The organism is Ignavibacteriota bacterium, from assembly GCA_016707525.1.
Lineage (GTDB): Bacteria > Bacteroidota > Ignavibacteria > UBA10030 > UBA6906 > JAGDMK01.
Genome location: JADJHP010000004.1, coordinates 91,270 through 104,140 on the forward strand (window position 1 = coordinate 91,270; position 12,871 = coordinate 104,140).

Here is a 12,871-nt window from a genome sequence, read left to right on the forward strand (position 1 = left end):
TGAGGATCACGGACGCGTGGGAGGCAACCACCGCTCCAGCATGGCGGCGAGCTCGCCGGACTTCACCGGTTTGCTGAGATAGTCATTCATGCCGGACTCGAGGCAGAGTTCCCGGTCGCCCTTCATGGCGTTGGCGGTCATCGCGATGATCGGGATCTCCCGGTTCTGCCCGCGCAGCGTGCGTGTTGCCTCGAACCCGTCCATCTCCGGCATCTGGCAATCCATCAGGATGATATCATAGCTGCCCGAGGTGACGGCTTCCACTGCTTCCGCGCCATTGGAGACGGTTTCGGCCCGGTAGCCAAGCTTCGCGAGGATCTTCAGCGCCACGAGCTGGTTGATCGGGTTATCTTCAGCGATCAGGATCCGCGCCGGCGAGGGTTCTGCGGCTGCGCGCTTCGGTGGCGCATCTTCGGGTGTGACATCTGTTCCCTTCCCGCCGAGGATGGCTTCCATTGCCTCCTTCAGGTGATTCTGGCGGAACGGCTTCGTGAAGTATGCGGCGAATCCGGTCTCCAGGATCCGCTGCCGATCCCCCCGCTCACCCAGCGATGTTAACATCACCAGGTGCGTGTCCATGAGCCGGCGCGATGCTTTGACTCTCTTCCCTGTCTCGGCGCCATCGATCCCCGGCATCGCCATGTCCATGAGGGCGAACTGGTATGGATCACCGGAGTTCAGCGCCTCCTCCAGGACCTCCAGCGCATGCTCACCACTGATCGCCTCGCCGGAGCGGCACCCCCAATTATGCAGCAGCGTGCGCACGAGGAATCTGTTTGCCTCGCTGTCGTCCACCACCAGAACACGCACCCCTTCCAGGATGCTGGCCGGACCGGAGACATCGGGGATGGCATGCTCCACCGGAGCGAACCGTACGGTGAACCAGAACATCGAACCGCGCTGCTCCTCTTTCGTGATGGGGGAGCGGGCCGGACTCTCCATGCCGATCTCCCCTCCCATGAGCTCGGCAAGTTGCATGGAGATCGCAAGTCCCAGCCCCGTACCACCATACCTGCGGGTGATGGAACCATCGACCTGGGTGAACGGGGTGAAGAGCTTCTGCTGCTTCTCCTGGGGAATGCCGACGCCACTATCGGTGATGGCGAACCGCACGACCGGCCGCCCCTCCTCGATCCGGTCCAGACATGCATGGAGCGTCACACCACCTTCGTGAGTGAATTTCACGGCATTCCCCCCGAGGTTCAGGAGGACCTGCCGGACACGTCCGGGGTCACCCCGCACGAGCTGGGGTACATTGGGGTCGATGAGACAAACGATATGGAGGTCTTTCTCGTGCGCCTTGACCGCGAGGAGTTCCGTGGTCTCCTCAAGGATCGTATGGAGATTGAACTCCAGATCATCCAGTTCGATCTTGTGCGCCTCGATCTTGGAAAAATCCAGGATGTCATTGATGAGGGCAAGCAATGCCTCGCTGCTGGTCCGGACCACGTCGACGAACTGCCTCTGTTCAGGGTTCAGGGGAGAATCGATCAGCAGGCCGGTCATGCCGATGATCCCGTTCATCGGTGTGCGGATCTCATGGCTCATGTTCGCAAGGAACTGGGACTTCGCAACATTGGCGGCTTCCGCCTGACCGGCGAGCGCATGCGCGCGTGCGGTGGTTTCCTTCAGGGCTTCATTCGCCTCGCGCACTTCCATGAGGGCCTCGTTGAGCTCGAGGTGCGCGGCTTCGCGCTCCGCTTCATACTTCCGCTGTTCGGTGATATCCCGGACAAGCCCGATGGCATGCCACCCATCATTCAAACGGACGGCAGACAGTGCAAGTTGGACCGGCACCTCACGGCCGTCCTTTGCGAGGGCCTCCACCTCCAGGATCTTACCGATCCCTGCACCCGTGCCGGAGGACTGAAATTCCGCGAAGGCGTCCCGATAACCCACCGTGTACCGCTCCGGCGCGAGGATCTTGTGCAGGTCCTTGCCGATCACGTCCGCCGCGGAGTATCCGAAGATGCGTTCGGCGGCAGGGTTCCAGAAGGAGACAGTGCCGTGAGGATCGATCATGATGATCCCATCCTGGGCCGATCCCGTGATCGCCCGCATCCTCGATTCACCTTCCTGGATCTGCGCGAACATGTTCATCAGCTGATCCTGGATCTTGCCGCTGACGATCCACAGGAACGCGATCACACTCCCGAGGAGGACGACCCAGAATCCCAGGCTGATCAGGATCCCGTTCCCTGCCGCATCCTGTTCTCTCGTCACATCAGTCAGCGTGATCAGGGAGAGGATCTCATTGCCATGCGGATCATTGACCGGGATGAACCCGCAGCCATAGACATGATCACCATGATGGGCGACGAGCACGCGCGCGGTCGGACCATTATTTCGTCCCTCGCGAAGGAGTTCCTCGATCTCCCGGGGTACACCCTTGAGCGTACTCTGCACCACCACGCCGGCCGGGTACGTCTCCCAGTCGCCGGCAATGTAGTTGTTCCGGACCCCCTGTTCCACTTCTTCACGGTCCACAGAGCGTTTATGGAGAATCACGATCGCATCCAGATGCATACTGATCGCGAAGCGTTGAACGATCGCTTCGATATTCTTCCCGATCTCGAGATAGCCGATCTGACGCCCACGCACCGTCCAGGGACGGGTGTACCTTAAGGAGACCGCTCCACGTGAACCCAGCTCTGTCCCCCATGAATCCTCCCCGCTTGCACGGGAAAGAAGAAATGTTGGCCGGTCGATGCGATCGCCGAACACGGCGGGTTTGTGTCCGCGCGCCAGGCAGGTGCCATCCGGTGTGATGCAGAACAACTGATTGATGCCCACGTCGAACTTCATCTCTTCGAATCGTTGCGCGGCCACCGAACGCAATGCGCCCGCATCACCCCTCACCCATGCCCGCTCCATGCCGGCGTCGAGCATGAAGCGATCATGCACTGACCGCAAGGACTGCACCTGCACCCCATAGAGGGTATTCCATTTATCCTGCACCTGATCGTGCAGGGTGTGCAGCCGCAGGTGGGAGTCCTGCGTGTAGACATGGTACTCGTACAAACCGTAGAAGATCGCGGCGACGAGCACCGCGATGACCGATGGCGTGATCACCCACACCCGGACCTGGATGTTCGTCGGACTCAATCGGCGCAGGCCATGATATGCCAGCATGCTCGCCGCAACAAGGAACACGGCGAGAAGACCGGTAAGAATCAGAGGGCGGATCCGGACAATATTCAGGGATCGGTTCCATTCCGAGGCAGGAACATCCACACCGACCACGAGGACGACGTGGCTCCCCGATCCATCCATCACGGGGGCAAGTGCCGTCACCCAGGTCCCGAACTCATCCTCCTGCGGACCAAACACGACCGGGTCATGGTCCCGGAAGATCGCACGATACTGCGGACCAGCCTGACGAAACTCAGACCCGGGAGCACTGGAGGCCGGGTCGTTGAGCGGATAGGTTTCGGGACCGAACAGAATGTGATCACCCCTGAGGGCGAGACTGTACACGCCCGCATGGGTGATCTCACCCACTGCCCCATTCATTTGTTCTCTGATACGTTGATAGGCAGGAATATCGCGGTCCCCGGGGGTGAACGTGAGCTGACCGACAAGTGCCGGGTCGACCGTCCCCGCGACATAGATCGCACTACGGAGGACCTCCTCCCGCATTTCCTGATCGTGTCGGTCCGCCTCCCGGTCGCCGAACCACCAGCCGCTGGCGATGAGCAGGATGACGGCGAGACCAAGACTTAGTGGCCAGAATCGGCCCTTCATCCGGTCATGTAGCGCGAATCCTTCTGCCATCCTGCTGGTCCCTACGGTCCTTGCTCATGGTAACGTTTGCTCATTTCCCGTCCGGAGGTTCATGTTTGACGGGAGACGACGCAGTGCTCAGGAGGACTGTAGTTCAATCAGTGTGCCATCACGGCATGGCGGGAGGGAAAGAAAAGGGCAAAAATGTGTCAATATTTGGGGAAATTACACGGGGGAGATAGCCCGGCAGAGCGTTAAGGCGCTCTGCCGGCATACTCATGACTGCTGCTGAACGGTTGGTTATAATAGAACAGCCCCCGGGGAATCGCAAAAGCTTACGCAGTCTCCCAGGCACAGAGAGCATTCACATACGCGGCGGACCCATCACGCAACCAACCGTCCATTTGTGCCGGCTCCTTCAATTGCTGTCCACGCTCCCGGGGAACGGCAATATACGCACACGCCAGGCCCGGAAGGACCGTCATGTCCCCCCAGAGCTTTTCAAACTGCAGGGTTGGGAACACATCCTCCTGCCCTTTCCCCCACCGCTTCTTCACGTTCTTCAGCGTGATGTACGTCGGCATGCGCAGGGCAAGGTCGCGCACCGCCCGGTTCACCTTCTCACTATCACTGAGCTCTCTCCGGCTGAGGCCGAACACGGCGAGGACGCGGTCGATATCAAGCCAGTACGTCGCCGAGTTATAGTACGACAGACGGAATTCGTACTCCTCACGCGGCAGCGCAAGCCCCTCGATCAACCGTATGCGCCCATCGGTCTTTGCCAACCCGCCGCCACGATCCTCAAGCCGTCGATGGATCACTTCCACGGTCATCCCGGCGCCGCTCGCAATATGCCGTCCCAGGAGCCCCGGATCCAGATGCGCACCCATCGTATCCACGTTATGGACGAGGAGGTATTTCAGCGCGGGACGATCTTCGAGAATGCGTTGCAGAACACCATTCCGGAACACTGTCGGCACCTCATACCAGTGTCCGACAGGATGGAGGCATTGCATGGGAATATTGTCCGTATAGTCCGTTCCCTCCCCTGCCCGTTCTGCCCAATCCATCAGCGATGCGTGGAGGCTCTCCACCACTTTCTGTGCCTGTGCATCGAGCAGTTGCTGGGGCATCTCCATCCAGGCGAACCGCAGATCACGCACGGTGGGAATGAGCCGAAGCCCGATGCTTGAACCCGGTGAGAGGTGGACACCACCATGGTACCCGTAATTCTTCTCCGCTTCCAGAGTCCGTGCGATCGCGTCGTGGGTGAGATAGCCGGTGGAAATGATATGGGGGACCTGCACGCCATACTTCGCCGATGTGGCCCTGCTTTTCGCCAGATGGGTCTCGATGAACGACCGGTACACACCTCCCAGCCGGCAGAAGGGATGCAGGGCTTTCACTGTCCCTGCGCCACGTGTCCATCTGCTGCCAGCCCCCGCAGCCAGCGTCAGGACACCGACGGATCCGGCAGCGAGCGCTTCTTCGCCGATCCTCTGCAACTCCCGTGGCGACGCGGACGTACAATCGACGACGTCGCCTTCAGCGACGTCGTCGATCTCGGTATTGATCGGGAGCCGGTTCTGCGCAAGTCCGATCCGGCCACTCCGGAGATCGGCCTTGATCTGCTCGTGTTGCAACCTGTCGAATCCATACCGGCGCAACAGATCATCCAACGAGGAATGCTCCGCGCTCAGCATTCCCCGGTCGGGCATCATACGGTCGACGATCCCCTGCAGTGTACCGTCCAAGGAGGTCACCGTCCGGCTCGAAGCGGAGAGTTGTTCGAGTTCGCGGCGCTGCACCGGCGACAGTTCCCGCGGGTCCTTACGGAGGAGATGGGGCACCGTCAGCGTGTAGTATGTGCGCGGCATCAGCGCATCAGCGCCTGCATGGAGGATGCCCCACGAGCCATTCTCGTTGATGGCAAAATCATAGACCACCGGTTCGATGGCGAACGGGATCCCATCCTGATAGTGGTGTTTCTCTTCGGCCATCACCGTGTGGAGGCGGTCCTGAGCCCGGGCTTTGACCGACGGTTCGAACAGGAATCCCATCCCCCCTCCGGACATACCACCGAGCATCCAGAATCCCCAGAAGTCCTTCCCGAATTCCTGCGAGATCCGTGCGACGATCGATTCTGTATAGAGATTGGATGCCCACGGGATGATGGTCTGGATCGGCCCGAAGAAATTCTGGTGCGTTGCACCGCCGAGTGCCCGGATGTCGCCCTGCTGCAAATGGCCGATGATGCCATCGAAAAGACGGAGCGCCTCCCGCCGTCCCTGCCATTCTTCAGAAGAACGCAGGAGGTACCGCTCGGTGACCATCTCCAGGATAGGGCCGACGTCCTGTGCCATCCCGCCGTGGACGAGGACAAGGCTCTCCTGGAGCCTCGTGCGGGTCGCACGAGAGACCTCATCCAGTGAGAACACGCGATGGTGGGGCAGCAGACAGCCACGGCTGACACCGAACTCTGCATCCCCCTCCCTGCTGACGACGCCCTCGATGAGTTTGATCCCGGGCCACACCCCGCCGGAATCCTGCCAGCCACCACCTGAACCCCCGAGCCACTCGCCGAGGATAGCACGCGCAGCAACAGTACGGCGCTCTTCTTCCGTGAGTGCACCATCCAGGCTCGCGGTCTGCCCCGATGCACGCATGCACGCTGCGATGATGGAAGCAAGGAGGGTCGTAGACACTGCAAGGCGCGACCCCTTCGGGATGCCATTCACCTGACTTACGATCTCGAGTCCGAGGCCCGGGCCCACCATACGTGCGAGCAGTTCTTCCAACGGCTGATGCGCCCCCTCCATCCCCGGGGGGACGATCCCCGAAGCGATCACGGCTGCCTTCAAGAGTCCGAGGTAGTCGGCGGCGAAGTCAAACAACTGCACAAAGGAAGTACAGTCGACGCTCGTGCGGAGGTCGGTGCTGACAAGGCGTATCACGGGTGCGTCGATGACACGTACATAGGCCTCCACGGGCGGGGTGGGGCCCATGCTCTGCCCGTGCTCACGCACGGCCAGATCCACCGAGATATTCACCACCCGGGCTCCCTCGGGGAAATCCATCCCGAGGAAGAAGATATCGCTCCACCCGCTGTGCGAGAGGTCCATGCGCACGGGAGTGCGTTCATGCAGGACCGGAAAGAGCCCGTCTGTTTGCTGGAGCAGGCGCCGATCGATGCGGAGAGGATGGTCGGAGGGGTGGCCGGTACGGAACATCCACTGGTTCCCGCGAACAGAGCGGACGCTCGCGCGGACCTGATCCGCGAGTGTCTGGAAGCCGAGGCTGCGGTAGGCCGCGGCGAGGGCACTCGAGATCCCATCATGCGGCCCCTGTGCGGTCTGGACCTGCAGGAAGCGCTGGATAGCCTCCTCGAACCTGCGGTTGAGGAGATCGGCGTAGCCATCGAACGGGATGTCGCCCCGGTGTTCGATGCCCCCCGCGCGGGGGAGATAGAACCGGTGGATCGCGTACAGGAAGAAGAGCGCGCGCACCTGTTCGTACAGATTCGGAGCCGTATGCCGGAACTTCTCGAGCGCAGCACATTCGTCGAGCAACATGCGCGTCGAAGCCGTCCCGCACACATCCCCGAGGCTCCGGTCGCGTACCTGCGGATCACGGGAGGTGATGATCTCGATGAGGAGGCTCATGCAACTCCCCTATCCTGCGCATGCTGTTCGCGTTGAAGCAGGAGTTCCATGAGCATGGCGACGACGTCCTCCCGGTCGTTCCCGGAGAGCGCGAGCGCGAATTGAGCATTCAGGAGTCCGTATTTCACACCAACATTGTAGCGATCATCGTGCATCTCGAGAGCGAGATATTTCTCTTTTCCCGCAAGCTCGCGGAGGGCCGCGGAGATCGTCGGTACACGGTCGGCAGCCGCCACCTGGGCATCAAGGATCTCCATCACCGCCGGTGTCAGCACATGAATGCCGAAGAAACAGAGGTAGTGCCCGGCCCGGAGCCCGGGCGTGATCAGGTGCTGTTCGGCCTCCGTGGGGCTGGGTTTCTCGATCACATGGTCGACCGTGTAGAGGTCGGTCCTGCCACTGATGCGTTTGCCCGAGAGCGCTCCGAAATTCGGCAGCAGCGCTTCGCGGGTCGGCTGCACGCCGGAGACGGCGCACGACTCCTTGACCGCGGTCTCGACGATACGCTGCGCGCACCCGGTGGAGGTCCTGCTGACATACAGATGGTCGCCCACCAGATGGAGGAACGGTTCCTTTCCGGCAAAGGCCCGGGCACACCAGAGCGCGTGGCCATAGCCCCGGGGATCGTGCTGGGGCACGAAGGTCACATGCCGCGCGGCATCGCCCGCCACCGACCGGTACGCCGTTTCATCATCGGGATGCACGATCAGACAGATCTCCTGAATGCCCGCCCGCATGATCTCCTCGATCACGATCCCGAGGACCGATTTCTGTTGCCCATCCCTGTCGATCAGTGTCTGCAGGGGAAGGCTCCGCTGGCCCCGCGCTGCCGCGGTGACGATCGCCTTTGCCACTTTCATCCGTAACCCTCCCGGGGTGCTGCATGTGACGTTGGTACGCACGACTGCTGTTCTGGAGATGGCTCAATGTAGCGCGAAGAGACGAGAGATTCAACACACGGGACGGGAGACGCGGAGAAACAGGAACGGGCACCCCGCATGCGGGACGCCCGTTCTGTGGTACGATCGATGCTGCGTGCTATCCCTGGAGGATCGAATCCGCGTGGAGCAGGTCCATGAACACACCACTCTTGATGCTCTCTGCATTCCGGCGTGCGGAAGCGAGAGAGCTCAGGATGTACCGGTTCGCGATGAAGACCTTCCGGTCGTTCTCCCCGGCCTCGTCAAGCAGGAGATAGCCGATCACGAGATACCCGTACAGTTCAACGAGATCCTTCGCGGCCACCTCCTGATACGACTTGTCCTTCTTCTCATTGACGTACCGCAGGCAGTCAAGGAAGAGCGCCCGGATCTCCTTGAGGCTCGCCGCCAGCTGCGCGAGGCCGCCCCGGTACTCGCGTGCCTCGTTCTTCTCGAAGTCGGCGCGCATGATGTCGTTGATCACCGAGCCGTAGAGAGCGACGATCTGCAGCTGCGATGTGCCCTCGTAGATGTTCGTGATGCGGGCATCGCGCGCAAGGCGTTCCACACGGAACTCCTTCATGTACCCCGTGCCACCGTGGATCTGCAGTGCATCGTACGTGATCTTGTTCGCCGATTCGGTGAGGACATACTTCGAGAGCGGCGTCATGAGCCCGGCCATTGCCGTCGCCTGCCGCAGGTCCTGGACCAGCTCCGTCACCGGTTTCCCCTCTTCCTTCCTCTTCTCGATAAGCTCCTCGATCTTTTCCTTCCGGTCGACGACCTGCGCCGCCCTATAGAAGAGCGAGCGATTCATCTCGAGGGCGACGCGCATCTCCACGAGCATGTTCGAGACCGCCGGGAAGGTGTAGATCGCTTTGCCGAACTGCACACGGTCCTTCGCGTACACGAGGGCTTCTTCATAGGCTGCCTGGGAGATGCCCAGCGCCTGCGCCGAAACACCCATGCGGGCGCGGTACATCAGGTCGATGGTATACTTGATGAGGCCGAACTTCCGGCTCCCCACCAGCTGTGCCGGGACATCGTTGAACTGGAGTTCGCACGTGGGCGAGCCATGGATGCCCAGCTTGTTCTCGATGCGGCGAACCACCACGCCATCGCGCCCGTAGCACGCGAAGATGCTCAGTCCACGGCCGTCCTTCGTGCCGGATTCCGAACGCGCGAGGACGACGAGCACATCGCCGTTCCCATTGGTGATGAAGCGCTTCATCCCCTTCAGGAACCACTTCCCCTCTGCGTTCTGGTATGCCTGGAGCTTGACGGCCTGAAGATCGGAGCCGGCATCCGGCTCGGTGAGAGCCATGGCGCCGGTGTATTCACCCGTACAGAAGCCGGGGAGGAACTCCTCACGCTGCGCCTCGTTGCCAAATTTGCGGATCGTATCGCCGATATCCTGCAGCCCGAAGATATTCATCAGCGATGCATCGGCCCGGGAGATCATCTCCGTGGCCATCATATACATCGTGAACGGGAAGTTGAGCCCGCCGTATTTGCGGGGCAGGATCATGCCCATCAGGTCGGCCTGCGACAGCTCGTCGAGGTTCTTCCTCGTGCCCGGCGCGTAGGTCACCGTGCCGTCGTTCCACGTGGCGCCGTCATGATCCACTTCCGCGGCGCGGGGTGCGATCCGGTTGGCGGAGAGATCGCCGACCACTTCGAGTACCTTCTTGTAGTTCTCGATCGCGTCTGCATAGTTGACAGGTGCATACCGGTAGGTCTTGGACTGTTCGTAATCATCCTCGGCGATGCCGACGATCTCCTCCAGTTTGAGCCTTTTAAAATGGAACTGGATGTCAGGGTTATCAAGGAAGAAGTTGGCCATGGTCGCGCCTATTTCAATTTGTTGCGATACACTTCAATGAACCGAGGGATGATCTCGGTGGCATCGCCGACGATGCCGTAGTGCGCCACCCCGAAGATCGGGGCGTCGGGGTCCGTATTGATCGCGATGATCTTGTTCGATTCCTGCATGCCGGCCCGGTGCTGGATGGCGCCGGAAATGCCGACGGCGATGTAGAGTCGCGGACGAACGGTCACGCCGGTCTGCCCCACCTGACGGTCGGGCCCCACGAACCCCGCATCCACGGCCGCACGGCTGCCTGCCACTTCCCCGCCCAGGGCATGGGCAAGGTCGTAGATCATCCTGAAATTCTCTCTTGTGCCGAGGCCGTACCCGCCGGCAACGATCACCGGAGCGGCCTTCAGGTTCACACGGTTCTCCTCGTGGTGCTGCTCGACGATCGAAAGCAGCTCATCGACGGGATCCGCGGCGTACGGAACGCGTGTCACCGGCCCTGCGACCGGGTGTTCCGCGGGATGCATCTCCATCACGCCCTCGCGCACCGTGGCCATCTGCACCGGATTGTCCGGCGTGATGATCGTGGCGATGATGTTGCCGCCAAAGGCCGGACGGATCTGCAGCAGCAGGTCCGCATATTCCTTGCGGAGGTAGTTCACATTCGAGATCTGCAGATCGGTACAGTCGGCCGTCAGCCCGCTGCGCGTCGCCGAGGCGACCCGGGGCGCAAGGTCGCGGCCGATGATCGTGGCACCGAAGAGGACGATGCGCGGGGTGTGTTCCCGCACCAGGTCCGACAGGATCCGGCCGTACGGCAACGTACGGTACTGCGCCAGCGCGGGGTCCGCGATCACGATCGCTTCGTCCGCCCCGAACCGGAACGCTTCAGCGACCAGCGTGTCGATGCTGTCACCCATCACCACGGCTTTCACCGCACCACCCATGGCCTGTGCGAGCTTGCGGCCCTTGCACAGGAGCTCGAGACTCACGTCGGCCGGCTTCCCGTTCCGCTGCTCGATGAATACCCAGACATCACGTGTTGTCGTGCTCATGTGCGCATCATCCCAGGATATGGTCTTCCATCAGTTTGTCGACCAGCTTCCCCAGTCCGGTCTTGGTCGGCTCGATCATCTCGCGGTCGCCGCCCGCAAGGACGACCGACTCCACTTTATACACCTTCGTCGGCGACCCGTGCACCCCGCAACGGTCCGCATCCAGCTTCAGATCGTCCATGGTGAGCGTCCGGATGAAGAGCTGGCGTGCTTCGAATTCATGGCGGAGCTGATCGACGTAGAGAAGGGAGTTCCCTTCCGCCATCTTTTCGATCTCCATGAGGGACTTGGCGCCTTTGAAGGCCATGACACGCTTCGCGCTGAACGGCCGGGGTTCCACCGCATCCTTGATGACGGTGACCAGGACAGGAAGGGTGCACCGCACGACCTCATACCCGCCTTCGATCTTCCGCTTCGCGGTCAGGGTCTTTCCTTCGACCTTCTGGATCTCTTCGAGGTAGGTGATCTGCGGAATGCCCAGCTTTTCACAGGTTTGAGGGCCGACCTGCGCCGTATCGCCGTCGATGGCCTGCCGGCCGGCAAAGATGAAGTCGTAGGCACCCTCTTTCTTGATCGCCTCGCTGAGCACGTACGAGGTGGCAAGCGTATCGGCACCGGCGAACTTCCGGTCGCTGATCAACACGCCCTCATCGGCGCCCATATAAAGGCATTCCCGGAGGATGTCGGAGGCGCGAGGAGGCCCCATGGTCATGACGGTGATCTTCCCGCCGAATTGATCCTTGATGCGGAGGGCCATTTCCAGCGCGACCCTGTCCTCCGGATTGAAGATGGCGGGAAGTTTGGACCGGTTCACCGTTCCATCGTCCTGCATCACGTTGCCCGTGATGTTGGCCGTGTCGGGGACCTGCTTGACGAGGACTATCGAGTGGTACATAGGTGTTCGTCACCCTGTCGTTGTTTTCTGATCGCTGTCAGACCTGCTCTCGTTGCCTGCGGGGGGAACCGCTTAGCCGGCATCCCTGCGAGACATCTTGTGCTGCGGAGTAATACCGCTGTGGCCCTGAAGGAAAGGTTGGATCTGATCTGACCGCACCCGGTGGGCACCGGGTGACACGGAAATATACTGCTCGATTCGTTGGCAATCAAGGGTTGTTGTGGAAAAACTCAACATCACGAGGCAAGGAATCGCTCCTCGAACCACGAAACAAGCCGTTCTTTCGAGGGAAATGTGGCAACTCCGAAGCCTATGACGAGGCATGGTGAGAGGAGGTTGATCCAGTACGCGGGGGAAGCATGCAAAACGCCATTCGTTGTCGCCAGCAAGCATATGACCAGACCGAAGAATGCTGATCCTTCGAGGAGCGCCATCCGGACGATCATCGCTGCCCGCTGTTGTTGCACGGCCTTTTCGATAAGGGCGCGTGCATCGCCACTCCCCACGGCTTCCCCCACCGCCTCGGGCGAGAACACCCGCTGGGCGAGGAAAAAGCTCACACCGACATTCACGGCAAGCAGCCCGAGATGGACAAAGGTCATGAGACGGATCAGATCGAGCTCCGCTTCACCCGGCGCCACGATCGGGGCCTGCGAATACATGAATGCCACGACCATGGTGAAGATCACGACGCTCATCATCAAGGCCCCCTGGATCATTTGCGAGGTCATGACCTGTGCGGGTGTCAGTGCCGCTTCGAAAGCCGTGCGCGAAAGGGCGCCTTTGAGTTCCATACAGCT

Annotated in this window: 7 protein-coding genes; all 7 read right to left on the reverse strand. The window is 61.1% G+C overall.

The genetic code is table 11. The features are described from left to right. Positions 1 to 6: 6 nt before the first annotated feature. The gene (locus IPI01_08385) at positions 7 to 3,774 is read right to left on the reverse strand and encodes a response regulator (protein MBK7257802.1); all 3,768 of its coding nucleotides are present in this window, start codon (positions 3,772 to 3,774) and stop codon (positions 7 to 9) included. 284 nt (positions 3,775 to 4,058) lie between these two features. Continuing rightward, a complete protein-coding gene (locus IPI01_08390) occupies positions 4,059 to 7,385 on the reverse strand; it encodes a UTP--glucose-1-phosphate uridylyltransferase (GenBank protein ID MBK7257803.1) in 3,327 nt (1,108 codons plus the stop codon). Next, the gene (locus tag IPI01_08395; protein MBK7257804.1) at positions 7,382 to 8,245 is read right to left on the reverse strand and encodes a UTP--glucose-1-phosphate uridylyltransferase; all 864 of its coding nucleotides are present in this window, start codon (positions 8,243 to 8,245) and stop codon (positions 7,382 to 7,384) included. Before IPI01_08395 ends, IPI01_08390 begins: the two co-directional genes overlap by 4 nt. Positions 8,246 to 8,423: 178 nt before the next feature. After that, complete coding sequence (locus tag IPI01_08400) at positions 8,424 to 10,148, reverse strand: acyl-CoA dehydrogenase family protein (protein MBK7257805.1); 1,725 nt, start codon at positions 10,146 to 10,148, stop codon at positions 8,424 to 8,426. An 8-nt stretch (positions 10,149 to 10,156) separates the two neighbouring features. Beyond that, entirely contained in the window at positions 10,157 to 11,176 is a 1,020-nt protein-coding gene (locus tag IPI01_08405; protein ID MBK7257806.1) for an electron transfer flavoprotein subunit alpha/FixB family protein, read from the reverse strand. 7 nt (positions 11,177 to 11,183) lie between these two features. Then, positions 11,184 to 12,071 carry an electron transfer flavoprotein subunit beta/FixA family protein gene (locus tag IPI01_08410; protein ID MBK7257807.1) on the reverse strand — a complete coding sequence of 296 codons (888 nt, stop codon included), beginning with the start codon at positions 12,069 to 12,071 and terminating at the stop codon, positions 11,184 to 11,186. Positions 12,072 to 12,307: 236 nt separating this feature from the next. Continuing rightward, the gene (locus IPI01_08415; protein ID MBK7257808.1) at positions 12,308 to 12,865 is read right to left on the reverse strand and encodes a hypothetical protein; all 558 of its coding nucleotides are present in this window, start codon (positions 12,863 to 12,865) and stop codon (positions 12,308 to 12,310) included. Positions 12,866 to 12,871 lie beyond the last annotated feature (6 nt).